The following is a 24184-nucleotide window of genomic DNA, read 5'->3' as shown; positions in this document are numbered from 1 at the left end:
GCTTTAGGGGGATTTGGCGGGGCGGGATAGGGGACACGGCCTCCTCTTGGCGTTCCTCTCCCGCGGACGATGGTCTCTGTGAGACTCCAGGCCCTCCCCCGGCCCCTCCCGCCTGCGGGAGGGGAGAATCGCTACTCCGGTCCCTCCCGCCTGCGGGAGGGGGAGATTCAGGCGCTTGCCACGTTCAGAATTTCCACCGCATCCGCCTTGCCCCCGAACGCGACGGTTTCCCCTTCCATCGCGCCCATCAGCGCGCGGGCCAGCGGCGCGGCATAGGCGATGCGGTCATGGGCGGGGTCGGCTTCGTCGTGGCCGACGATGGTCAGCGTCTTTTTCTGTCCGTTGAGGCGGATCGTCACCACGCTGTCGATCCCGATCTCGTCCTCCGCTGGGGCGGGGGCCAGTTCCAGCGTCGCGGCGCGCGTGTTCCAGTAGCGCAGCTCGCGCTGGAGCCGGGTGCGCTCGTCCTCGTCCGACGCGGCGGCGAGCGCGGCCTCGACCTCCGTCACCTTGGCACGGGTCAACTCGGCCCCGCGCGGCGTGACTAGATTGGGGCCGGGCGGGATCGGCAGCTCGAACTTCGGTTCGAGATGCTCCTCATCGGATTCGCGGCGAAAGGCGACACTCATCGGGGATCAACGCATCGGGTCATGGCGCGGCTCCATGGCGGGGCGATCGGTTCGCCGCAAGCCCGGTTGAGTTTTCCGGCAATGCGTGTATAGGGCCTCGCTTTCACGGAACGCAAACATTCACCCGTGCCGCATGGGTGTATCCGCCAACCGAGAGGGATGGGTCCCTTGGTTCGGCGGTACGCGCTCCTTTTTCGTTGGAGTCCCCATGCCTTTCTCTGCCCTGCCCACGGTCCTTTCGACCGCTCTTTCCGCGCGTGGTTATGCCGCGCCCACGCCCGTCCAGGCCGCCGTCATCGAGGCGGATGCCGCCGGTCGCGACCTGATCGTCTCCGCCCAGACCGGGTCGGGCAAGACCGTCGCCTTCGGCCTGGCCATGGCGAACGACCTGCTGGTCGATGGCGAGAATCTGCCCCATGCCGGGGCGCCGATGGCACTGGTCATCGCGCCGACCCGCGAACTGGCGCTGCAAGTCAGCCGCGAGCTGGAATGGCTCTATGCCGGTGCACGCGCGCGCATCGCCACCTGCGTCGGCGGCATGGATGCCTCGCGCGAGCGGCGGGCGCTGAACCACGGCGCGCATATCGTTGTCGGCACCCCCGGCCGTCTGCGCGACCATCTGGAGCGCGGCGCGCTCGACCTGTCCTCGCTCAAGGCGGTGGTGCTCGACGAGGCGGACGAGATGCTCGACATGGGCTTCCGCGAGGATCTGGAGCAGATCCTCGACGGCACGCCGTCCGAGCGTCGCACGCTGCTGTTCTCGGCGACCATGCCGCGCCCGATCGTCCAGCTCGCCAAGCGTTATCAGAACAACGCCAAGCGGATCGAGACGATCAGCGAGGAAAAGGGCCATAGCGACATCGAATATCAGGCGGTGACGGTCGCCCCCGCCGATATCGAGGCGGCGGTGGTCAACCTGCTGCGCCTGCACGAGGCCGAGGTCGCGATCCTGTTCTGCGCCACGCGCGACAATGTCCGCCACCTGCATTCCAGCCTGGTCGAGCGCGGCTTCTCGGCGGTCGCGCTGTCGGGCGAGCATTCGCAGAACGAGCGCAACCATGCGCTCCAGGCGCTGCGCGACGGTCGCGCGCGTGTCTGCGTCGCGACCGACGTCGCGGCGCGCGGCATCGACCTTCCCGGCCTGACGCTGGTGATCCATGTCGAAATCCCCCGCGATGCCGAGGCGCTTCAGCACCGTTCGGGCCGCACCGGCCGCGCGGGCCGCAAGGGCACCGCGATCCTGATCGTTCCCTATCCGCGCCGTCGCCGGGTCGAGGGCATGCTGCGCGGCGCGCGGATCGACGCCCAGTGGCGGCGTGCGCCGACGCTGGAGGAAATCCGGGCGCAGGACCGCGAGCGCCTGCTGACCGCGCTGCTCGCGCCGGTCGAGGTGGACGAGTCCGATCGCGAACTGGCGACCCGCCTGCTCGCCGAGAAGTCGGCCGAGGACATCGCCGCCGCGCTGGTCCGCGCGCACCGCGCCGCGCTGCCCCAGGCCGAGGAACTGATCGAGGGCGACGCGCCCGCCCCGCGCGAGCGTCGCGAGGGCTTTGACGACACCGTCTGGTTCCGGATGAGCGTCGGGCGCAGCCAGAATGCCGATCCGCGCTGGCTCCTCCCGCTGATCTGCCGTCGCGGCCACATCACCCGCAACGAAATCGGCGCGATCCGCATCCAGCCCAGCGAGACGCTGTTCGAGATTCCGGCCGCGCTGGCGTCGCGCTTCGTCGCCGCGCTGAAGCGGACCGAGGCGGATCATGCCGAGGACGATATCGCGATCGAGCAGGCCGACGGCCCGCCCGCCGGCGGTTCGGGGCATGGCGGCCCGCGTCGCGGTCCGGGCGGCAACCGTCCGATGGGCGGCCGTCCCGCTGGCGGCCCCGGCGGCCCGCGCCGCTACTCGCCGCGCCCCACCCAGGGCGGCCCGCGCGGTCCCCGTCGCGGCTAAGCCAGGCACGGTCCAGCAAAAAGCCCTCCCCGAGACGTCTCGGGGAGGGCTTTTTTTGTTTCCCAGATCCTCCCCAAGCTGTGCTTGGGGAGGGGGACCGCCGGGCGTCAGCCCGGTGGTGGAGGGGCAGGGGGCCCTCGCTGACCTTGCCGGCCCCTCCGCCACGCCCTGCGGGCGCGGTCCCCCTCCCCATCGGTGATGGGGAGGATTTGGTTTAGAGGATTTCCCGTCCCGCCTTCCACAGCCGCTGCGCGCGGCCCTGGACGGGGAAGCCGTCGAACGGCGTGTTGCCCGCCGAGGCGAAGGCGTCGCCCGACACCATCCACGGCGTTTCGGCATCGAACAGCATCAGGTCGGCAGGCTTGCCCGGCTCCAGCGTGCCGGTGTCGAGGCCCAGTACCCTGGCCGGATTGGCGGCCAGCAGCGCGAACAGCCGGGGCAGGGTGATCCGCTCGTCGCGCACCAGCATCAGCGCCAGCGGCAACAGCGTCTCCGCCCCCGCCATGCCCGCCTCGGCATCGACGAAGGGCAGGCGCTTCGCCTCCGGGCCATGCGGGTCGTGGCCCGATCCGATGACGTCTACCGTCCCGTCCGCGACCGCCGCCAGCGCCGCCTGGCGGTCGCTTTCGTCGCGCAAGGGGGGCGAGAGGCGGGCGAAGGTGCGGAAATCGGTGATCGCGATGTCCGACAGGTGGAGATGCGCAGGCGTGATCCCACACGTCACCTTCACGCCCCGCCGCTTGGCCGCGCGGACCAGGTCGAAGCCCGCCGTCGTCGTCACCTGCCGGATGTGCAGCTTGGCCCCGGTTTCCTCCGCGAGCATCAGGTCGCGCGCGATGGCGAGCGACTCGGCGATGGCGGGGGCGGAGGGCAGGCCCAGGCGGCTCGCCGTCTCGCCCTCGGTCGCGACCGCGTCGGCGGCCAGGCCGCCATCCTCGGCATGGGCGATGACGGTCAGGCCCAGATCGCCCGCATAGGCGAGCACCCGGTGCATCACGCCCGAATCGGCGATCCAGCCGCGCCCGGTGCCGACCGCCTTCGCGCCCGCCGAGACACAGACGGCCATTTCCGCCAGATCGGTGCCCGCCAGCGAACGGGTCGCCGCCGCGATGGGGTGGATCCACAGGTCCGGCCGCCCGATCAGCGCGGCACGCTGCACCACGCCGGGATCGTCGAGCACCGGCGACTGGTCGGGCATCAGGCCGATGCGCACGATCCCGCCCGCGCGGAAGGCGGCATTGTCGACCTTGAACACGCCCAGATCGACGATGCCGGGGGCGAGCATCTTGCCCCCGCAGTCGATCACGGTCGCGCCCTCGGGCACGTTTCCGGTGCCGGTGATGACTCCGTCCTCGACCAGCAAAGCCTGGCCCCTGGTCTCGCCGCCGACCGGGCAGACCAGCACGGCGTTGGTGAAGGCGGTGACGCTCATGCCCAGCCCTCCAGCTTGCGCGCTCGGCGGGTCAACACGTCCAGGCACGCCATGCGCACCGCGACGCCCATCGCCACCTGCTCGGTGATCGCCGATTGCGGACCGTCGGCCACCTCCGAGTCGATCTCGACGCCCCGGTTCATCGGGCCGGGGTGCATCACCAGCGCACCGGGCTTGGCGCGCTTGAGGCGTTCAGGCGTAAGGCCGTAGCGCAGGCGATATTCGCGGGTGGAGGGGATATAGCCGCCCGCCATCCGCTCGTTCTGGACGCGCAGCATCATGACCACATCGGCGTCCTCGATGGCTTCGTCGAAATCGGTGAAGGGGGTGACGAACATCCGCTCGATCCCCTTGGGCATCAGCGTCGAGGGCGCGCAGACCCGCACCTCGGCCGCCAGCGCGGTCAGTGCGAGGATATCCGAACGCGCGACCCGGCTGTGCAATATGTCGCCGCAGATCACGACCTTCTGCCCCGCCACGCTGCCGCGACGGCGGCGAATGGTCAGCATATCGAGCAGCGCTTGCGTCGGATGCTCGTGCCGCCCGTCGCCCGCGTTCAGCACCGGGCAGTCGACCTTGTCGGCGATCAGGCGGACAGCTCCGCTCGCCATGTGGCGGATCACGATGACGTCGGCGCGCATCGCGTTCAGCGTCATCGCCGTGTCGATCAGCGTCTCGCCCTTCTTCACGCTCGACTGGGCGGCGTGCATGTTGACCACGTCCGCGCCCAGGCGCTTCCCCGCGATCTCGAAGGACAGCAACGTCCGGGTCGAGTTCTCGAAAAAGGCGTTGATCTGGGTCAGTCCCGCCAGCCGCGTGTCGGGCGTGTCGGTCGCGCCGCGATCGAGCCAATGTTCCGCCTCGTCGAGCAGGAACATGATCTCATGCGGTTGAAGGCCGTCGATTCCGGTCAGATGCCGGTGCGGGAAAACGGCGCCACCCTGAATGAGCGTGCCGGGGCGATGATCCGAGGTCTGCATTAAAGCCGCCGGGTAGCGAGCGGCGGCGCGATGGGCAAGCGGGCAGTTGGTCCCGACCCCGATAATCCGGGGCCGGGACGCGACCATCGGCGTCAGAATGCGCCGGACAGGGTGATGAAGCCCATGCGCGGCGGCTGGGCATAGCTGTTCCAGGTCCTGGACGCCGCACCGACGACCAGTTCGTAAATGCCCTTGCGGTTGGTGACGTTGGAGACGTTGACCGACAGCTTCAGGTCCTTGACGCCGAACCCGTCGATCTGCGGCAGGCTGTAGCTGGCCTGGAGGTTGACCAGATAGCGTCCGCCAATGCCCTGGTCATTGGTATAGGTGGCGAAGCGCGGGCCGACATAATCGCCGATCGCCTGAATCTCGAACGGGCCGTCATTGATCGAGACGACCGTTTTGTTCAGCCACTTGGCGGTGTTGGGGACATATTTGCCCGCGGTCAGGATGGTGCTGGTGCCGCTGACATAATTGTCGCGATATTTCGAACTGTTGTACGACAGCGCGTTGTAGATCGACAGAGGCGGGCCGAAGCGCAGCGTGGCGGCGGCGTCGACACCGTTGGTCTGCACCCGCCCGACATTCTGCAGGATCGATACGCCGCCGATGACCGAGGCGATGACCGGCGTCGCGCTGATCTGGAGCAGGCGATTGTCGAAATCGACATGATAGGCGCTGACCTGTCCCTCGATCGCGGTCAGCGGCCCCAGGTCGAGCGCATGGCGCGACCGCAGGCCCGCCTCATAGGTCCAGGAGGTTTCGGGCGAGGTGTTCGCCTTGATCTGGTCGAACGCCTGCTGGCTGCCCACCGCGAAGGGCGACAGGCCCGCCGCGACCGAGGCCTGGAACTGGCGGACATTCTTCTGGATATGGCCGAACAGCTGATCGTTGGTGGTGATGTCCCAGATCGCGCCGATGGCGGGCAGGAACCACTTCTTCGTGTTCAGCCGCCCCTCGGGATAGCCGGTCGAGGTACCGGGTAGCGCGCCGGGCAGCGGCTGGGTCGGCACGCGGCCGTCGGCGAATTGCAGGCTGGACTTGAAACCCGCCTCGACCGTCACCGCCGGGGTGACGTGCCAGCGATCCTGCACATGCGTCTGGATCAGGTCGTATTTCGTGATCGCGGCATATTGGGTCAGGCGGCGCTTGGCGGGATCGGCCCATTCATAGGGCGAGGGCGGGTTGTCGATGGGGGCCGCATACCAGCGGCGGAAGATGGTGTTGCGGTTATGCTCGTACCAGCCGCCCAGCTCGATCTCGTGATCGCCCGCATGGATGGCGAGCGTCGAGATCGCGCCCTTGCGGTCGATGCCATATTCGGTGGTGCGGAGCGCATAGCCCGATCCGCCGAAGACCTGCTTCAGATCCTGCCCCGGATAATAGATGCGGAACAAGCCCGGCAGACCCGCCGCCGCGATCGGGCCGGTGATCTGTCCCTGACCCTCGTCATGATGATAATAGACCTGGTTGGTCCAGGTCACCGCATCGCCGAAGCGGCGTTCATATTTGATATAGCCCAGATAGTCGGTGCGCTGCGCATCGCCGAAATAGTTCATGTAATTGTTGGGGTTGTTCGACGGCGGCGCGCCATTGGCGTCGACATAGGCGAGCGCGGCCTGCCAGTTCGGATAGAGCAGCGAGCGGTAATAGGGCTCGATCCCGCCCGCATTGTGCGCGACCGAATCCTGATTGGGCTCGGCCTTGTCTGATATGTCGAAATAGCCGGTCAGCGTGCCGTTCTCGCCCTTGTGAACGAACTTGGCATTGCCCTGCCACCCGCCCTGCTTGGCATTGAATTCCCAGGCGCGGGCCTTTTGCCGGACGACCGAGAGGTATCCGCTATTCGTGCCGCCCAACCCCTCGACCTCGCCGCTGTCGATGCGCAGGAAGGTGCGGCTGGCGTCATAGCTGCCCAGCGTCTGCGCGAAGCGGACGCCCATCGTCGCGGCCGGGTCGCTCGAATAGGTTTCGATGCCGCCGCCCAGATTGCTGGCCGAGGCAGTGCCCAGATCGGCGGCGCCGGCGGTCAGGCGGACGCGCGCGACATTCTCGCTGATGACCGCGCGCTGCGGCGTCAGGCCGTTGTAATTGCCATAGGACTGGTCGCCCAGCGGCACGCCGTCCATGGTGAAGCCGAGCTGGTTCTGGTTGAAGCCATGAACGAACAGCGCAATATTCTGCTCGTTATTGCCCCAGGGATCGGCGGTCTCGAACTGCACGCCGGGCAGCGTCTGGATCGCCTTGACCGGATTGGCGCCGGGCAGGACCTTCTGAATCTCCGCCGCGCCCAGCTCGACCGAGGAGCGGGTGGTGCGGGTCGCGGTCACGACGATCTGGTCGCCATTGGTCGCGGCCTCGGGCACCGCCGTATCGGACTGCTGCTGCGCCCGGGCGGGCATGGCGATGACGGCGGCGCCGATCATCAGCATCGAACGGGACAGAGTGGAAAAACGCTGCACGGCTGGGCCCCCCAAAGGCTTCGTAGGAAGCGGCGCAGCTAGGGGGCTTGAGTGACGGGTCGGCGACTGGTCGGAGACCGATATGTGACATTTGGCCGGTAAATGATCGTTTTGCGGTCAGTCGATGGGGATTGCGGTCAGGCCATCACCAGCGCGTCGATCGCCGCCTGAAGGATGTGCGCGGCGGCGAGATTGTCGATCCGCTCCGCCCGCTTGGCACGGCTCATATCCTGCTCGATCATCGTCCGCTCGACCGCGACCGTCGACCAGCGTTCGTCCCACAGCAATATGGGGCCCAGATCGGCGCAGTTGCGGGCAAAGGCACGGGTCGATTGCGAGCGCGGGCTCTCGCTGCCGTCGAGATTGAGCGGCAGGCCGATGACCAGCCCCTGCACACCCTGTTGCGCGATCATCGCGATCAGCTGTTCCTTGTCCTTGGTGAACTTGGTCCGGCGGATGAGTGTGGCGGGGCTGGCGAAGCTCCATCCGGCATCGCACAGCGCGGTGCCAACGGTCTTGGTGCCGACGTCCAGCCCGATCAGCCGCCCGCCCGAAGGGAGGGCGTTGCGGAATTCGGTACGGTCGGTGGTGATCAGGCTCATCGAAAGGCTTTCAAACGGCGCTCCGCATCGGCGCGGACATTCGCCCAGAACAGGCTATAGTCATAGACATGGTAATTGTTGCCCGGCAGCACATAGGGCCCGACATTCGGCCCTTCGCCGATGGTCAGGATGCCGCGCCCCTCGCACTTGGCGGGAACCTTGCCCGCCGTGATGTCCGCGCTCTTCAGATCGGCGGACGGATAGAGCGTCCCCAGATTGGCGGTCGCGGGCGCCGCGACGTCCGGCGTGCCGGTCAGCGGATTGGTGCACAGCATCGCCGTGTCCTTGCGCGGTGCCCCGGTATAGCCGTCCGTCTTGTCGAACACGTCGAGGATCAGTGACGGATCGGCGGGCTCGCCAAAGCTCTGCCAGCTCAGGATGCAGCCGGTCTGGTCGGCCCGCTCGCAGGCGGGCAGCCCCATGGCGGGCAGGTCGGCGGTCATCGAGATCGGCCAGCCCACGACATAGGCCGCGACGATCCGCCGCTTGAGGGCGGGGTTCTTCGCCACCCGGTCGGTCAGCAGGCGCGACAGGTGCAACGCGCCTTGGCTATGCCCTGCCAGGATCAGCGGGCGCTTGGGATCGACCTGCGCCAGAAAGGCGGTGAAGGCGGCATCCACGTCCCGGTACGCCAGGTCGAGCGCGCGTTCGGCATCCTGGACGCTGGTCAGGAACGCCCCGAAGGTCGCCTGTCGATAGCGGGGCGCCCAGATGTCGCCCGCCGCATTGAACGCGCTGGCCTGTCCGCGCAGGAACAGTTCGGCGCGCGCATTGGTGTCCGCATCGTCGATCGGCGCATTCCAGTGCGACTTGTTGATGTACGAGGTGGGGTGGATGAAGAAGATGGCGGCCCCGGTGCCGGGCTTGCCGGGTGCGTAGCCCGCCGGAACCCACAGGGCGGGATTGCCGGGGATGTCGGGTCGCGCCAGCCAAAGGACCTTGCGCTCGTACAGGTCGGCCGGGGGCGCCGCCTGGGCCTTGAACGACTCGGACGGCACCGTCGACCAGCGGAGCAGCTGGTTGCCGAACAGGCGATAGGCAAAGGCGGCGGCGATCGTCAGCATGATGAGTGCCGCCACCACATACAGGAATTTGCGCGCCAAATCCTCACTCCATTGTGCGTTGCAGCAAAATTGGGCGGCCCGCAATTGCTATCCATGACGCCTGACTTGCCCCCGTTGCAATCGCCGAGACGGCAAAAGCGTTGCGCGAAGCCGCGCGGCGATGCTAGCCGCAAATCCATGTCCGTAGATACCGCAACCGTGAAGAAGATCGCGAGCCTCGCCCGCATCGCGATCACCGAGGAGGACGCGACGCGCCTCGCCCCCGAGCTTGGGAATATCCTGGGCTGGATCGAGCAATTGGGCGAGGTCGACACCCAAGGGGTCGAGCCGATGACCGCGGTGATCCCGAACCAGCTTCGCCTGCGCGACGACGTCGTCAATGACGGCGGCATCCGCGACCTCCTCATGCAGAATGCGCCGCAGGCCGAACATGGCTTCTTCACGGTGCCCAAGGTGATCGAATAATGACTGATCTCACCACACTCGGCATCGCCGCCATTCGCGACGGCGTGCGCGACGGCCAGTTCAAGGCGCGCGAAGTCGCCGAGGCCTTCAACGCCAAGGTCGCGGGTGCCCGTGCGCTCAACGCCTTTCTGGTCGAAACCCCCGACCATGCGCTCGCCGCCGCCGATGCGGCCGACGCCGCGCGCGCGGCGGGCGAGACGCTCAAGCCGCTGGCAGGCGTGCCGATCGGCATGAAGGACCTGTTCGCGACCAAGGGCGTCGCGACCACCGCCGCCAGCAAGATCCTGGAAGGCTTCGTGCCGCCTTACGAGTCTACCGTTTCGCAGAATCTGTGGAACGCGGGCGCAGGCATGCTCGGCAAGCTGAACCTCGACCAGTTCGCCATGGGCTCGTCCAACGAGACCAGCGCGTTCGGCAATGTCATCTCGCCCTGGCGGCGTCCGAACGACACCGCCGCGCTCGCCCCCGGCGGCTCGTCGGGCGGTTCATCGACGGCAGTATCGGCGGGTCTGGCGCCGGGTGCGACCGGCACCGATACCGGCGGTTCGATCCGTCAGCCCGCCGCCTTCACCGGCATTTCGGGCATCAAGCCGACCTATGGCCGCTGCTCGCGCTGGGGCACGATCGCCTTCGCCTCCTCGCTCGACCAGGCGGGTCCGATGGCGCGCGACGTGCGCGACTGCGCGATCATGCTGGAGGCGATGGCGGGCTTCGACGCCAAGGATGCGACCTCGCTCAAGCTCGACGTGCCCAATTGGGAAGCCGCGCTGTCGGCGGACCTGAAGGGCAAGCGCGTCGGCGTGCCCAAGGAATACCGCGTCGACGGTATGCCCGCCGAGATCGAGGCGCTGTGGCAGCAGGGCATCGACTGGCTGCGCGATGCGGGCGCGGAGATCGTCGAGGTCTCGCTGCCGCACACGAAGTACGCGCTGCCCGCTTACTACATCATCGCGCCGGCCGAGGCGTCGTCCAACCTCGCCCGCTATGACGGCGTGCGCTACGGCCTGCGCGACCTGCCCGAAGGGGCGGGGTTGCAGGACATGTATGCCGCGACCCGCGCCGCCGGTTTCGGCGACGAGGTGAAGCGCCGCATCCTGATCGGCACCTATGTCCTGTCGGCAGGCTTCTACGACGCCTATTATACCCAGGCGCAGAAGGTCCGCACGCTGATCGCCCGCGATTTCGAGCGGGCGTTCGGTGAGTGCGACGTGCTCCTCACCCCGACCGCGCCGTCGGCGGCGTTCGCGTTGGGCGAGAAGCAGGCCGATCCGCTGGCCATGTACCTCAACGACGTGTTCACGGTGCCCGCCTCGCTGGCCGGGCTGCCCGCCATGTCGGTGCCGGGTGGGCTGGACAAGGACGGGCTGCCGCTCGGCCTCCAGATCATCGGCAAGCCGCTGGACGAGCAGGGCGTGCTGAACGCCGGGCTCGCCATCGAACAGCGCGCGGGCTTCACCGCCCGTCCGCAGGCCTGGTGGTAAGCGACCGCGCCTTCACGGCCCGCAACATCGCGGTGTTGCGGGAAGCACAGGGCGCCCTGAACGTCGCGTTCGGGGCGATCCTCAGCGCCTATGTCGGCGTGTCGCTCAGCCATATGGAAAGCCAGCCTTTCGACCATCACACGCTGGCGCGGTTCTTCCTGGGCGTGGCCGGGTTCATCCTGTGCCTGTGCGTGGGCAACAGCGTGATCCTGCGCGGCGAGGTGCGGCTGGGCATCCTGTTCCTCGTGCTGGGCGCGGCCGCGGCCTATATCGGGTTGCGGGAGGCGCGGCATCTCGGTTTCGAGACGTCGGTCCTGCGCATCCTGTCGACCTGCTGGATCGTCGCCCTGCTGGGCAGCAACGCCGTCCTGACGGCGATCAACTATCTTCATCATCGAGATCGAACATGAGCGAATATCGCATCCAGGGCGCGACGGGGGAATGGGAGGTCGTGATCGGCCTGGAAGTCCATGCCCAGGTCACCTCCAACGCCAAGCTGTTCTCCGGCGCGGCGACCGCGTTCGGCGCGGAGCCCAACACCCAGGTCTCGCTGGTCGACGCCGCGATGCCCGGCATGCTGCCCGTGCCCAATATGGAGTGCATTCGCCAGGCGGTGCGCACCGGCATGGCGATCGACGCGCAGATCAATAAGTGGTCGCGTTTCGACCGGAAGAACTATTTCTACGCCGATCTGCCGCAGGGTTATCAGATCAGCCAGCTCTACCATCCGCTGGTGGGCGAGGGCGCGATCGAGATCAGCCTGGACGAGAAGAACCCCGATGGCCCCACCAAGTCGATCGGTGTCGAGCGTATCCATGTCGAGCAGGATGCGGGCAAGCTGATGCACGACCAGCATCCGACGCGGTCGTATGTCGATCTCAACCGCTCAGGCGTGGCGCTGATGGAAATCGTCAGCCGCCCGGACATGCGCTCGCCCGCCGAGGCCGGGGCTTATCTCCGCAAGCTGCGCGCGATCCTGCGTTATGTCGGGTCGTGCGACGGCAATATGGAAGAAGGCTCGATGCGCGCCGACGTGAACGTGTCGGTCCGCAAGCCCGGCGACGAGTTCGGCACGCGCACCGAGACGAAGAACGTCAACTCGGTCCGCTTCGTCATGGCCGCGATCGAATATGAGGCCAAGCGCCAGGTCGCGGTTCTGGAGGATGGCGGCAAGATCGTCCAGGAAACGCGTCTCTTCAACGTCGAGAGCGGCACCACCCGCTCGATGCGGTCGAAGGAAGATGCGCATGATTACCGCTACTTCCCCGATCCCGACCTGCTGCCGCTGGAGCTGACCGACGCGTTCGTCGAGGAATGCCGCGCCAGCCTGCCCGAACTGCCCGACGCCAAGCGTCGGCGTTACGAGGCGCTGGGCCTGACCCCGTATAATGCGGGCGTGCTGACCGCCGAGGTCGAGACGGCGCGCTGGTTCGACGGGCTGCTGGAGGCGCTGGAAGGCACGAGTGCCAAGCCCGCACAGGCGGCAAACTGGGTTGCAGCCGAACTGTTCGGCGCGCTCAACCGACTGGGCAAGGACATCACCGAGAGCCCGGTTTCGCCCGCCCAGGCGGCTGAACTGCTGGCGCTGGTCGCCGACGGCACGCTGTCGGGCAGCCTGTCCAAGCAGGTGTTCGAGATCATGCTGGAGACGGGTGACGGTCCGAGCAAGATCGTCGAGGAGCGTGGCCTCAAGCAGACCAGCGACACCGGCGCGATCGAGGCGGTGATCGCCGAGGTTCTGGAGAAGAACCCCAACCAGCTGGGCCAGTATCGCGCGGGCAAGGAGGCGTTGTTCGGCTTCTTCGTCGGGCAGACGATGAAGGCGATGGGCGGCAAGGCCAATCCGGCGGTGGTCAACGACCTGCTGAAGAAGGCGCTGGCGGGGTGATCCGGCGCTCCCCTTCCTGAGCTTCACCCCCTCCCGCAAGCGGGAGGGGGCCGGGGGGAGGGTTTGGTGTCTCGCAGAGGTCATCGCCTGCGGCTTTCCCTCCCCCATCCCCTCCCGCCTGCGGGAGGGGCGTGCTTTCGGCGAGCGACATGCGCTGTCGTGAGCTCCGAATCTAGCGAACGGCCTTCGAGAATCTTCTCGCCTTGCCGCAAGCTTCTCCCCTCCCGCAGGCGGGAGGGGCTGGGGGAGGGCAAGGGTGTCTCACCGAGACTGGCGCCCTGCTATTGCGCATCCAGATCCTGGTTCCGCACCACGCCGCCGGTCCCGCCGACGCCGTCATGCTCGCCGCTGCTGGTAAACGTCACCGGCTCCTCGCCGCCCTCACCACGCTTGACCGCATCGGAGCGCGCTTCGACCGCCTGTTCGATATCGCTGCGCTCGTCTTCGCGCGGCGGGCTGTCGGGGTTGTTCTCCGGCGCCTCGGCGGGCGGGCTGTCGGGATGGTTTTCAGGGTTGGTCGCCATCGTCTTCCTCAAATCTGCGGGGGCTGCTGCGTGCCGGGATCGCCGGGGCCGGTGCCGGGGGCGGGCTGGTCGATATCGGGGCCGGGCGGCACGATTTCGGGCGGGGGCGCGTCGGGCTGCGCGGGCTGGGTCGGCTGCGGGCTTTCGGGCGGGGGCTGGGTGGCCATTCTCGCTCTCCAATTCGGACTGGGAGGGGATAAACGCATCGCGACCGCACATGTTGCCTGTTGTCCCTTGCCGAAGCCGCCCATGGTGATATAGACGCGCGCCCATCGGCGGTGTCCTCGTGCGGGCGTGGCGGAACTGGTAGACGCGCTGGATTTAGGTTCCAGTATCGTAAGATGTGGGGGTTCGAGTCCCTTCGCCCGCACCAGTCCCCGGTCACAACGGGGCGACAGCCACACGGAATTTCTCCAGATTGAAGGCCTTTAGATGCAGACTGTCGAGACGCTGAACGAGGGGCTGAAGCGCGCCTACACGCTCACCATCACCGCCCAGGATATCGAGGGCAAGGTCGATGCCGAACTGAAGCGCATCGCTCCGCAGATGAAGATGCCCGGCTTCCGCCCCGGCAAGGTGCCCGCCAACCTGGTCCGCAAGATGCACGGCCCGGCGCTCCTCCAGGACGCGCTGAACACCGCGCTGCAGGAAGGCGTGCAGTCGCTGATCGTCGAGCAGGGCCTTCGCCCCGCGATGCAGCCGCAGGTCGAGCTGGTCGGTGAGTATGAGCAGGGCAAGGATGCCACGCTGAACGTCACGCTCGAAGTGCTGCCGCAAGTCCCGACCCCCGCGATCGACGCGCTGAAGCTGGAGCGTCTGACCGTGGCTGTCGCCGACGAGGCGGTGGACGAGCAGCTGCAGAAGTTCGCCGACCAGCAGAAGCGCTGGGACGATGCGGGCGACAAGGCCGCCGAGCAGGGCGACCAGGTCACCGTCGACTTCGTCGGCAAGACCGCGGACGGCGTCGCCTTCGAGGGCGGCTCGGGCGAGGACATGGCGGTCGAGATCGGCGCGGGTCGTCTGATCCCCGGTTTCGAGGACCAGCTGGTCGGCGTGAAGGCCGGTGAAGAGAAGCAGATCTCGGTCACCTTCCCCGAGGACTATCCCGCCAAGGACCTGGCCGGTCAGCCCGCGACCTTCGACCTGACGATCAAGTCGGTGAAGACTGCCGGCGAAGCCAAGATCGACGACGAGATGGCGAAGAATCTGGGCCTCGAGAGCCTGGAGCAGCTGCGCGGCCTGCTGAAGGGGCAGATCGAGCAGGAGCATAACGGCCTGACCCGCACCTACATGAAGCGCAAGCTGCTCGACCAGCTGGCCGACGGTCACGACTTCGAAGTGCCGCCGTCGATGGTCGAAGCCGAGTTCTCGCAGATCTGGGCGCAGCTCGAGCATGAAGCGACCCATGAGGAAGACCCCGAGGCCGCCAAGGCCGAGATGGAGAAGGAGCGCGACGACTATCGCAAGATCGCCGAGCGCCGCGTCCGTCTGGGCCTGCTCCTCTCGGAGATCGGCCAGGCGAACGGCGTCGAAGTGACCGCGCAGGAAATGAACCGCCTGATCGCGCAGGCCGCGCAGCAGTACGGCCCCGAGGATCGCCAGCGCTTCATCCAGTATATCCAGCAGGAGCCGATGGCCGCCGCCCAGCTGCGCGCCCCGCTCTATGAGGACAAGGTCGTCGACTTCCTGTTCGGCAAGGCCGAGATCACCGACCGCGAAACCACGCGCGAGGAACTGGAAGCCGCGATCGAGAGCGAGGACGGTTTCGCGACCGGCACGCACGTCCACAATCATGACCACGACCATGATCATGACCACGGCGCCAAGAAGTCGAAGGCGAAGGCCAAGAAGGCCGACGTGACCGAGGACGCCGCCGCCGAGGAAGGCGCCGAGGACGCGCCGAAGAAGGCGACCCGCGCCAAGAAGGCCGCTCCGGCCGAAGGCGAGGCGGATGCCGCCGAGGCGACCGAGGAAGCCCCGGCCAAGAAGCCGCGCGCCAAGAAGGCCGCTGCTCCGGCGGAAGGCGAGGCCGAGGCCGAAGCGCCCGCCAAGAAGCCGCGCGCCAAGAAGGCCGCGCCGACCGAGTAAGGATGGCATCGGACTTCGGTTCGTGAACGAACGGGGAAGGGCGGTCGCGCAAGCGGTCGCCCTTCCTGCGTGAAGGCCTTTTGTTCCTCCCCTTGCAGGGGTGTACGGGCTGTCCCGCCCGGCCGCGTTGGCGCATAGGGGCTGTGGGTAGTGACGGGGGGCCGGATCGCCCGCCTTTTGACGAGGATAGGTTGTGAACGAACCCCGGATCGCGGTGCTGCTGCCCTGCTATAACGAAGAGGCCGCGATCGCGCAGACCATTGCGGGCTTCCGCGCCGCGCTGCCCTCTGCGACCATCTATGTCTATGACAATAACAGCCGGGATCGCACCGTGGAGGTGGCGCGCGCCGCCGGGGCCGTGGTCCGGTCGGAACGGATCCAGGGCAAGGGCGCGGTCGTGCGGCGGATGTTCGCCGATATCGACGCCGATATCTATGTCATGGCGGATGGCGATGCGACCTATGACGCGGCCTCCGCGCCGGGGCTGGTCGCGCGCATGGTCGACGAACAGCTCGACATGGTGGTCGGCCAGCGGGTGAGCGAGGCCGAGCTCGCCTATCGGCGCGGGCACCGCTTCGGCAATGCGATGCTGACCGGGATGCTGGCGCGGCTGTTCGGGCGCAGCTTCTCCGACATTCTGTCGGGCTACCGCGTCTTCTCGCGGCGCTTCGTCAAGAGCTTCCCGGTCCTGTCGGTCGGCTTCGAGATCGAGACCGAGATCAGCGTCCATGCGCTGGAACTCAAGATGCCCTGTGCCGAGGTGGCGACCCCCTATTTCGCGCGGCCCGAGGGGTCGGCGTCGAAGCTGAGCACCTATTCGGACGGCTGGCGCATCCTGCGCACCATCATCAAGCTGTACCGGATCGAGCGGCCGCTCTGGTTCTTCGGCGCGATCGCCGCGCTGTTCGCGGCGGCGGCGATCCTGCTCGCGGTGCCGTTGATCCTGACCTATCTCGACACGCATCAGGTGCCGCGCTTCCCGACTGCGATCCTGTCGACCGGGCTGATGCTGCTGGCGGCGCTGAATGTCTTTACCGGGCTGATCCTCGACACCGTGGTGCGCGGTCGGCAGGAGGTGCGGCGGCTGGCCTATCTGGCGCAGCCCGCCCCCGGCTCGGCGGGCTGAGCGGGCAGCGCCAGCGCGAACAGTGCAAAGCCGCTGGCGATCGTCCAGACCAGGGTCCGCTCCATGAACCAGGCGTGGATCATGGTATGCTGCCAGAACAGGACGAGCATGGCGGCGATGGCGCCATTGGACAGCAGCAGCGCGACCACCCGTGCGCGCATCGCCGGGTCGGGACAGGCGAGCAGCCGCCGCGCGCCCCACATACCCGCCACCAGCGCGATCAGCACGACCGCGCCTGCCATCAGCGGCATTCCGGCCGCCAGCCCGTCAATGCCCTTGGCCAGTTGCCTTGCCATATGGACGATGCCCAGATCGGACGTCTCGCCATGCGAGGCGTCCAGCCCCAGCCGGACCTGAAGCTGCCCCGCATCCGCGCGTAACGCCCGGACGCCGAACACCTGCGCGACCAGCGCGATCTTGAGCGCCGCCATCGTCGCGATCGCGCCGAGATAGGCCGCCAGCGGTGCGACGGGCAGGGGGGCGAAGGCGCGTTCCTCGCCCGGCCTGGCGGCAAAGGCCAGGCCGCCGATCACCGCCGCCAGCCCCAGCGGGATGCCGCCGGTCAAGAACTCGAAGGCCAGGGTCAACGCGCCGAACAGCCCGGCGGTCAGCATCGCCAGGCCCGGCCCGATGCCGCGCCCCGTGCCCAGCACCGCCAGCATCAGCAGATAGCCGATCAGCACGATGTCCGCCGGACCATGGCCCAGCGACTGGCCATAGCTTTCCAGCCCGAACCCGCGTGCGAAGGCGAGGAAGACGATCAGCCAGAACAGCCCCTCCGCCCGCCGCCGTCCCCGTGCCAAGGCGAGTAGCCCGGTGACGATCCCCGCCAGCACCAGCAATGTCGACAGGCCATGATAGATCCCCCGGATCGCCGCCACCGACAGCCGGGGCAGCAGCAGCCGGGCGAGCAGCGTGTGACCATGGATATAGCGGTGATAATAGCCGGTCGTGCCCGTCCGCTCGCCCGCCAGGAAACCGCGCAGGCTGCTGCACTGCGTCCGGGGTTCGATGGGCGGCGTGACCAGCGGGCTGACGGTCAGGGCGGTCGCACCGGCGCGCTGGTCGAGCGCGAGGCGAAGGATCAGGCAGTCATTATATTGATGCCATCCGATCGCGGTATCGCCCTTCAGATAGTCGCGGTCCTGCAACGCACCCTCGGCAAAGGCCTGTCGGACATGCGCGTGTGCGGCGGGCAGATCGAGTCCGATCGCGGCGTGATTGGCCAGCAGGAACAGCAGGAACAGGACCGCGCCGATAACCGCCCCGCTCGCCGCGCCGAGAAGCAGCGCACGCGGTCGCATGACGCGAAGCGCCGTAGTCAGGGCTGGAGACGGCGTTCGTGCCAACGTCATGATTTTGCCGGATACCGCCTCTCGCGTCCTTACGCATCGGTCTAGCGTGCGGGCGCGTAAAAAAGGGTAAACGCTGCATCGCGGCATGCGGGGCGGTCGCCGGGGCTTGAATATGCGCTGGCATCACGCGACATAGGGGCTCTTCTGGGCATAAGAGAGATATCCATGCACAATCCGTTCGAGACCGGCGATTTCGCGAGCCCGCTGGCACAGGCCGGCGTCGGGCTGCGGCAGACGCAGGCCGGTCTGGTTCCGATCGTCATCGAACAGTCGAACCGCGGCGAACGGTCGTTCGATATTTTCAGCCGCCTGCTGCGCGAGCGCATCATCTTCGTCACCGGCGGTGTCGAGGACGGGATGGCGTCGCTGATCTGCGCGCAGCTGCTGTTCCTCGAGTCGGAAAATCCGAAGAAGGACATCTTCATGTACATCAACTCGCCGGGCGGTGTCGTCACGGCGGGCATGGCGATCCATGACACGATGCAGTATATCCGGCCGCGCGTCGGCACGCTGTGCATCGGCCAGGCCGCCTCGATGGGCAGCTTCCTGTTGTCGGCGGGTGAGCCGGGCATGCGTGTGGCGACGACGAACAGCCGCATCATGATCCACCAGCCTTCGGGCGGGGCGCAGGGCATGGCCGCGGACATCGAGATCCAGGCGCGCGAAATCCTGCGCATGCGGCATTTCCTGAACTCGCTCTACGCCAAGTACACGGGCAAGCCGCTGGAGGAGATCGAGCGTGCGATGGACCGCGACAAGTTCATGGGCGCCGAGGAGGCCAAGGAATTCGGCCTGATCGACCAGGTGTTCGACAAGCGTCCGGTCCCGGCCGACGACGCGACGTCCGCGTAAGACGGGTCGTTCCGCGTGAACGGTTTATTTCGATTGTGACTTTATCGGGGTGCGGTACGATGCGCACCCCGGCAACGGTAGCGCACCGTTTGATGGGTGCGAGAGGTGATTGATGGACAAGGTGAGCGGTGGCAACTCGAAAAGCACCCTCTATTGCTCGTTCTGCGGCAAGTCGCAGCACGAGGTGCGCAAGCTGATCGCGGGGCCGACCGTCTTCATTTGCGACGAGTGCGTGGAGCTGTGCAACGACATCATCCGTGAGGAGACCAAGTCCGCTTTGGTATCCAAGAAGGATGGTGGCGTGCCGACGCCGCAGGAAATCTGCAACGTGCTCGACGATTATGTCATCGGGCAGAAGCAGGCCAAGCGCGTCCTGTCGGTCGCGGTGCACAACCACTATAAGCGCCTGAATCACGGCGCGAAGGGCGCCGACGTCGAGCTCGCCAAGTCGAACATCCTGCTCGTCGGCCCGACCGGCTGCGGCAAGACGTTGCTCGCGCAGACGCTGGCGCGCATCCTCGACGTGCCGTTCACCATGGCGGACGCGACCACGCTGACCGAGGCGGGCTATGTCGGCGAGGATGTCGAGAACATCATCCTGAAGCTGCTCCAGGCATCGGATTACAATGTCGAGCGGGCGCAGCGCGGCATCGTGTACATCGACGAGATCGACAAGATCAGCCGCAAGGCCGAGAATCCCTCGATTACCCGCGACGTGTCGGGCGAGGGCGTCCAGCAGGCGCTGCTCAAGCTGATGGAAGGCACGACCGCCAGCGTTCCGCCGCAGGGCGGCCGCAAGCATCCGCAGCAGGAATTCCTGCAGGTCGATACGACGAACATCCTGTTCATCTGCGGCGGCGCGTTTGCGGGTCTGGAAAAGATCATCGGCGACCGCCTGCAGGGCAAGTCGATCGGCTTCGGCGCCTATGTCGCGGCTCCCGAGGAGAAGCGGACCGGCGAATATCTGCGCCAGACCGAGCCCGAGGATCTGCTGAAGTTCGGCCTGATCCCCGAATTCGTCGGCCGTCTGCCGGTCATCGCGACGCTGGAGGACCTCGACATCGCGGCGCTGGTCAAGATCCTGTCCGAGCCGAAGAACGCGCTGGTGAAGCAGTATCAGAAGCTGTTCGAGATGGAGAATGTCGAACTCGACTTCACCGACGAGGCGCTGACCACGGTCGCCAAGAAGGCGATCGAGCGCAAGACGGGTGCTCGCGGGCTTCGCTCGATCCTGGAGGGCATCCTGCTCGACACCATGTTCGACCTGCCCGGCATGGACGGCGTCGACGAGGTGATGGTCGACAAGGACGTGGTCGAGGGCCGCAAGGAACCGATCCGCGTCTATGCCGAAAAGTCCAAGCAGAAGGACGGCGCGGCGGCCTGAACGCCGGCCCTGTGACCGATGCGAGAAAGCGGGCGCTTCCGAAAGGAGGCGCCCGTTTTTCATGAGGATCATGCGATGGCCGTGATGCGCGATGCGGTGGACGGGGACCGAGTGGCGGTGGCGCGGATGCTGGGCCGCGCCTTCGCCGACGATCCGGCCATGTCCCATATCTTCCCCGATGCGGCCGACCGGGCGAAGCGCCTGCCGCGCCTGTTCGCGCTGCTGTTCGACAGCGATGCGGTCGGGATGCGGCTGGTGAGCCAGGGGGCAGATGCGGGCAGCTTCTGGCGGCCGCCCGGACAGGCGCAGGTGCCGACCATGGCCTTTGTCCGGCGGCTGATCCCGGTGCTGCACGCGCTGGGGGCGTCGCTGCCCCGCGCGATGCAGCTCAGCGATGCGGTCGAAGCGCATTTCCCGGCCGATCCCTTCTGGTATCTGCACATTGCGGGCGTCGATCCGGCGAGGCAGGGGCGGGGCCTGGGCGGTGCGTCGATCCGGGCGGGACTGGCCAGATGCGACGCGGACGGCGTGCCCGCCTATCTGGAGACCGCGACCGAGGGCAATGTCGGGCTCTATGCCCGGCTGGGGTTCGAGCTGACCGGGCAATGGTCGGTCCCCAAAGGCGGCCCGCGCTTCTGGTCGATGATGCGGCCGGTCGGGGGAAAGTGAAACCCGTCGCCTGAAGGGGTGGCCCTGTAAGGCCAGCCATGTCGTCCGCTGTGGGTGGACAATAGCGGCCGGTGAGTTCGGCAGTTGGTTGCGATCTCGCAATGAATCCCGGTCGGATCGGGAGCTAACAGGGTGGTTGGCGCATTGGCATGACAGGAATGTCATCATGCCATGACGAGGAGACCCGACCAGCCATGAGCGAACCCGATGCCATCGTCTCCCCCGGACAGAAGCGCGCGCTGCTCCAGCGTCTGTTGATGCCCTGGTGGACCCTGGTGTTCCCGTTGCTGGGCCTGCTCGCCATTGCGGTCTCGCTCTACAAGATGGGGACGGTGGGGGTGGTCGTCGCGGCGATCATCCTGGTCGGCTGCGTGCTGTCGGCGGTGCATCAGGCCGAAGTCGTCGCGCACCGGGTCGGCGAGCCGTTCGGCACGCTCGTCCTGGCGGTCGCGGTGACGGTGATCGAGGTGTCGCTGATCGTCAGCCTGATGCTGTCCGATGCGGGCGATGCCTCCAGCCTGGCGCGCGATACCGTGTTCGCGGCGATCATGATCATCCTCAACGGCATTGTCGGCCTCTGCCTGCTGGCGGGTGGCGTGCAGCATGGCGAGCAGCGCTTCTCGCTGCGCGGGGCCAGTTCGTCGCTGAACGTACTGAGCGCGATGGTCGTGCTGTCGCTGGTCCTGCCCAATTACGTCTCGTCCGCGCCGGGGCCGACCTATGCGACCTCGCAACTGGTCTTCGTCGCGATCGTCAGCGTCATCCTGTACGGGACTTTCGTGATGGTGCAGACGGTGCGGCACCGCGACTATTTCCTCCCCGCGCACGAGGACATGCCCGCCGACGCCCATGCCGAGCCGCCGACCAATGCGGCCGCCTGGGCAGCATTGGGGATGCTGCTGGTCGCGCTGGTCGGGGTGGTGCTGCTCGCCAAGGGGCTGTCGGGGATCGTCGAGGCGGCGATCCTGAACGCCGGGCTGCCGCTCGCCATCGTCGGCGTGGTCATCGCGGCGCTGGTCCTCGCGCCCGAAAGCCTGGCGGCGTACCGGGCGGCCAAGCGGAACCGGTTGCAGACCAGCCTCAACCTCGCGCTGGGATCGGCGCTGGCGACGATCGGGCTGACCATTCCGGCGGTGGCGATCGTCTCGCTGATGCTGGGCCTGCCGCTCGCGCTGGGGATCGGGGCCAAGCAGATGATCCTGCTGGTGCTGTCGCTGTTCACCATCACGCTGACGCTGGGCAATGGCCGGACCACCGTACTGGGCGGCGCGGTGCATCTGGTGATCTTCGCGGCCTATCTGTTCGTGACGGTGGTGCCCTAAGTCGGGGCCCTCCATCCGTTCAGCCTGAGCGAAGTCGAAGGCCAAGGGAATCCGGTCGGACCGGGCACGCCTGGAACGTCGTTCCGCCCGTGGCCTTCGACTTCGCTCAGGCTGAACGGAGCGGGTGTTTAGTTCGACTTTTTCTTCGCCGCCTGTTCCGCCTTCCACGCGCGGAACTGCTCGATCGCGACCGAGCGTTTCAACACCTTCGCCCAGGGATCGACCACGACGTGCGCGTCTTCGGGAAGGGTCAAGGTGCCCGTCCCGTCCGTCATCGGCAGCGTCTCGACCCTGTCGCCCACCTGCACCTCGACCGGCATCGGGAAGGGCCCGCCGCCCGGTACCTTCCATGTCAGCGTCAGCTGGTTGCCCGCCCGCGTCTCGACGATCTCGGGCAGCGCTGCCTGGCGCAGATAGACGTTGAAGAACCAGCCATAATCCTTGCCCGTGACCTGCCGGACAAAGCCCTCATATTCCTTGGTCGAGCCATAGCGGGGCGTGAAATTCCCCGGCTTGGGATCGGTGCGGCCATAGACGGCAAGCCGCGTCACGTCCCAAAAGGCCTTGTCGCCGATCAGGTTGCGCAGGGTGTGGAGCATCCACGACCCCTTCATATAGATGTCGAGACCGGGGCCGCCCTTGGCGTCCTCATAGACGTCCTGCTCGGTCATGCTGCGATCATGGACGATGGGCGACTTGTTAGCGATCTGGCCGCGCTGCGCATCCATCATCACCGCATAGCGTGCCTCGCCCTCGCGCCAGCGGCCATAGCTGGGCTGCATGTAACTGCCATAGCCCTCGTGCAGCCAGAAATCGTCCCAGTCGACATTGGTCAGCTGGTTGCCGAACCATTCATGGCTGAACTCATGCTGGAACAGCCAGTCGAACCCCTCGGGCGCCTTGGCATATTCATTGCCGTACGCGTTGATCGTCTGGTGCTCCATGCCCTTGTGCGGGGTTTCGACCACGCCCAGCTTCTCGTCGCCAAAGGGGAAGGGGCCGACCGTCGATTCGAAGAAATCCAGCGTCGGCGCGAATTCGGCGAACAGACCTTCGGCCTTCTCCTTCTCGCCGGGCAGATACCAGTAGAACATCGGGATCGTGTTGCCGAAGCGGCTCTTGTACGAACCCTCGACCACCTCATAGGGCCCGACGTTCAGCGCGATGGCATAGGTGTTGGGATGCTTGGTCCGCCAGTTCCAGCGGGTGCGTCCGTCGGGCAGCGTGTCGACGCCCAGCAGCACGCCGTTGGACGGCGCCTTCAACCCCTTGGGCACGGTGATGTGCAGGGTGACGACGCCCGGCTCGCCCATCGGATAGTCGAGGCAGGGCCAGAACAGGTCGCAGCCATAGCCCTGCGTCGTCGTCGCGAACCAGGGCCGCCCGTCGGGCGTCTTGGCCCAGACCACGCCGGTATCCCAGGGCGCCCGCACCGCGACATGCGGGGTGCCGCCATAGGTGATCCTGGCGCTGACCTTCTGTCCGGCGCGAAGCGGGCGGGGCAGGGTGACGACCAGCTGTCCTTCCGGATTGGACCATGCGGCGGGCTTGAGCGGCTTGCCGTCGATCGCGATCGCCTTGACCGGCAGATTGCGGTCGAGATCGATCACCAGCCGCGCCAGCGGCGACTTTGCGGTAAAGTCCAGCACCGCAATGCCGTTCAGTTCCCGTGTGTCCGGCAGAATCTCGAACGACAGGTCGGCGCTGTCGAACCGCATGGCCCGTTGCTCGGGCGGACGAACGCCGCCCGACACCATGGTCTGGGCGGTCAGCGGCGGCTCGCCCTTGCCGGGTAAGCCCTTGGGGCTCTGGGCAAAGGCGGTGGCGGCCCCACAGAGCAGCGAGGAGGCGAACAGCGCAGCGACGACATTCCGTATACGATTCATGCGGCATGGTGTCGCGCAACGCCGACG

General features: G+C 67.1%; 21 protein-coding genes and 1 tRNA gene. 12 read left to right on the top strand and 10 right to left on the bottom strand.

What is annotated here, in order from left to right:
* Positions 1-167 precede the first annotated feature (167 nt).
* The gene (locus tag ACFX59_RS01170) at positions 168-629 is read right to left on the bottom strand and encodes a GreA/GreB family elongation factor (RefSeq protein WP_387428823.1); all 462 of its coding nucleotides are present in this window, start codon (positions 627-629) and stop codon (positions 168-170) included.
* A 208-nt stretch (positions 630-837) separates the two neighbouring features.
* On the opposite strand from ACFX59_RS01170, the gene ACFX59_RS01165 reads away from it, so the two are divergent.
* Positions 838-2577, top strand: coding sequence for a DEAD/DEAH box helicase (locus ACFX59_RS01165; RefSeq protein ID WP_307100146.1), 1740 nt, complete (start codon positions 838-840; stop codon positions 2575-2577).
* Between the two features lie 214 nt (positions 2578-2791).
* On the opposite strand, the gene ACFX59_RS01160 is transcribed toward ACFX59_RS01165, so the two are convergent.
* The 5 genes from ACFX59_RS01160 to ACFX59_RS01140 all read right to left on the bottom strand — a co-directional run bounded on the left by ACFX59_RS01160 (position 2792) and on the right by ACFX59_RS01140 (position 9156).
* Positions 2792-4009 carry a dihydroorotase family protein gene (locus ACFX59_RS01160; RefSeq protein ID WP_387428821.1) on the bottom strand — a complete coding sequence of 406 codons (1218 nt, stop codon included), beginning with the start codon at positions 4007-4009 and terminating at the stop codon, positions 2792-2794.
* Positions 4006-4989 carry an aspartate carbamoyltransferase catalytic subunit gene (locus tag ACFX59_RS01155; RefSeq protein WP_294238564.1) on the bottom strand — a complete coding sequence of 328 codons (984 nt, stop codon included), beginning with the start codon at positions 4987-4989 and terminating at the stop codon, positions 4006-4008. Before ACFX59_RS01155 ends, ACFX59_RS01160 begins: the two co-directional genes overlap by 4 nt.
* 92 nt (positions 4990-5081) lie before the next feature.
* Positions 5082-7451, bottom strand: a complete 2370-nt coding sequence (locus tag ACFX59_RS01150; RefSeq protein ID WP_387428817.1) for a TonB-dependent receptor — start codon at positions 7449-7451, stop codon at positions 5082-5084.
* Between the two features lie 137 nt (positions 7452-7588).
* Positions 7589-8053 (bottom strand): Holliday junction resolvase RuvX, encoded by a 465-nt coding sequence (gene ruvX, locus ACFX59_RS01145; RefSeq protein WP_167345377.1) that lies wholly within the window; start codon positions 8051-8053, stop codon positions 7589-7591.
* The gene (locus tag ACFX59_RS01140) at positions 8050-9156 is read right to left on the bottom strand and encodes a DUF3089 domain-containing protein (protein ID WP_387428813.1); all 1107 of its coding nucleotides are present in this window, start codon (positions 9154-9156) and stop codon (positions 8050-8052) included. Before ACFX59_RS01140 ends, ruvX begins: the two co-directional genes overlap by 4 nt.
* A 138-nt stretch (positions 9157-9294) precedes the next feature.
* On the opposite strand from ACFX59_RS01140, the gene gatC reads away from it, so the two are divergent.
* Genes gatC through gatB form a run of 4 tightly spaced genes read left to right on the top strand, consistent with a single transcriptional unit; the run spans position 9295 to position 12951 of the window.
* Positions 9295-9582 carry an Asp-tRNA(Asn)/Glu-tRNA(Gln) amidotransferase subunit GatC gene (gene gatC, locus ACFX59_RS01135; RefSeq protein ID WP_037568622.1) on the top strand — a complete coding sequence of 96 codons (288 nt, stop codon included), beginning with the start codon at positions 9295-9297 and terminating at the stop codon, positions 9580-9582.
* A complete protein-coding gene (gatA, locus tag ACFX59_RS01130) occupies positions 9582-11063 on the top strand; it encodes an Asp-tRNA(Asn)/Glu-tRNA(Gln) amidotransferase subunit GatA (RefSeq protein ID WP_309696733.1) in 1482 nt (493 codons plus the stop codon). The genes gatC and gatA overlap by 1 nt, the downstream gene beginning before the upstream one ends.
* Entirely contained in the window at positions 11057-11473 is a 417-nt protein-coding gene (locus ACFX59_RS01125; RefSeq protein ID WP_387428808.1) for a hypothetical protein, read from the top strand. Before gatA ends, ACFX59_RS01125 begins: the two co-directional genes overlap by 7 nt.
* On the top strand, positions 11470-12951 hold the full coding sequence (gatB, locus tag ACFX59_RS01120; protein ID WP_387428806.1) for an Asp-tRNA(Asn)/Glu-tRNA(Gln) amidotransferase subunit GatB: 1482 nt from the start codon (positions 11470-11472) through the stop codon (positions 12949-12951). Before ACFX59_RS01125 ends, gatB begins: the two co-directional genes overlap by 4 nt.
* Before the next feature lie 281 nt (positions 12952-13232).
* On the opposite strand, the gene ACFX59_RS01115 is transcribed toward gatB, so the two are convergent.
* Together ACFX59_RS01115 and ACFX59_RS01110 are read right to left on the bottom strand one after the other, a co-directional pair.
* Positions 13233-13475 carry a hypothetical protein gene (locus ACFX59_RS01115; RefSeq protein WP_307100131.1) on the bottom strand — a complete coding sequence of 81 codons (243 nt, stop codon included), beginning with the start codon at positions 13473-13475 and terminating at the stop codon, positions 13233-13235.
* Between the two features lie 8 nt (positions 13476-13483).
* Positions 13484-13642 (bottom strand): hypothetical protein, encoded by a 159-nt coding sequence (locus tag ACFX59_RS01110; RefSeq protein WP_307100127.1) that lies wholly within the window; start codon positions 13640-13642, stop codon positions 13484-13486.
* Between the two features lie 121 nt (positions 13643-13763).
* On the opposite strand from ACFX59_RS01110, the gene ACFX59_RS01105 reads away from it, so the two are divergent.
* From ACFX59_RS01105 to ACFX59_RS01095, 3 genes are all read left to right on the top strand, one after another.
* A tRNA-Leu gene (locus ACFX59_RS01105) sits at positions 13764-13848 on the top strand.
* 59 nt (positions 13849-13907) lie between these two features.
* Positions 13908-15563, top strand: a complete 1656-nt coding sequence (tig, locus tag ACFX59_RS01100) for a trigger factor (RefSeq protein ID WP_387428803.1) — start codon at positions 13908-13910, stop codon at positions 15561-15563.
* 193 nt (positions 15564-15756) lie between these two features.
* Complete coding sequence (locus ACFX59_RS01095; protein ID WP_387428801.1) at positions 15757-16689, top strand: glycosyltransferase family 2 protein; 933 nt, start codon at positions 15757-15759, stop codon at positions 16687-16689.
* On the opposite strand, the gene ACFX59_RS01090 is transcribed toward ACFX59_RS01095, so the two are convergent.
* Positions 16653-17993, bottom strand: coding sequence for a hypothetical protein (locus ACFX59_RS01090; protein ID WP_387428800.1), 1341 nt, complete (start codon positions 17991-17993; stop codon positions 16653-16655). The genes ACFX59_RS01095 and ACFX59_RS01090 overlap by 37 nt on opposite strands.
* 216 nt (positions 17994-18209) lie before the next feature.
* On the opposite strand from ACFX59_RS01090, the gene ACFX59_RS01085 reads away from it, so the two are divergent.
* The 4 genes from ACFX59_RS01085 (at position 18210) to ACFX59_RS01070 (ending at position 22271) form a co-directional block, all read left to right on the top strand.
* Positions 18210-18896, top strand: coding sequence for an ATP-dependent Clp protease proteolytic subunit (locus ACFX59_RS01085; RefSeq protein WP_307100119.1), 687 nt, complete (start codon positions 18210-18212; stop codon positions 18894-18896).
* Positions 18897-19008: 112 nt separating this feature from the next.
* Positions 19009-20280, top strand: coding sequence for an ATP-dependent Clp protease ATP-binding subunit ClpX (gene clpX, locus ACFX59_RS01080; RefSeq protein ID WP_307100117.1), 1272 nt, complete (start codon positions 19009-19011; stop codon positions 20278-20280).
* A gap of 75 nt (positions 20281-20355) precedes the next feature.
* On the top strand, positions 20356-20949 hold the full coding sequence (locus ACFX59_RS01075; RefSeq protein WP_387428799.1) for a GNAT family N-acetyltransferase: 594 nt from the start codon (positions 20356-20358) through the stop codon (positions 20947-20949).
* A gap of 194 nt (positions 20950-21143) precedes the next feature.
* Complete coding sequence (locus ACFX59_RS01070; RefSeq protein ID WP_309696714.1) at positions 21144-22271, top strand: ionic transporter y4hA; 1128 nt, start codon at positions 21144-21146, stop codon at positions 22269-22271.
* A 128-nt stretch (positions 22272-22399) separates the two neighbouring features.
* Here ACFX59_RS01070 and ACFX59_RS01065 read toward each other — a convergent pair whose 3' ends face one another.
* Positions 22400-24157: a M1 family metallopeptidase gene (locus tag ACFX59_RS01065; protein ID WP_387428797.1), complete on the bottom strand. Its 1758-nt coding sequence runs from the start codon at positions 24155-24157 to the stop codon at positions 22400-22402.
* Positions 24158-24184: the final 27 nt, after the last annotated feature.

It is taken from the genome of Sphingomonas sp. NCPPB 2930 (assembly GCF_042867205.1).
Classification (GTDB): Bacteria; Pseudomonadota; Alphaproteobacteria; order Sphingomonadales; family Sphingomonadaceae; genus Sphingomonas.
This window is presented reverse-complemented; position numbering and strand designations above follow the sequence as displayed.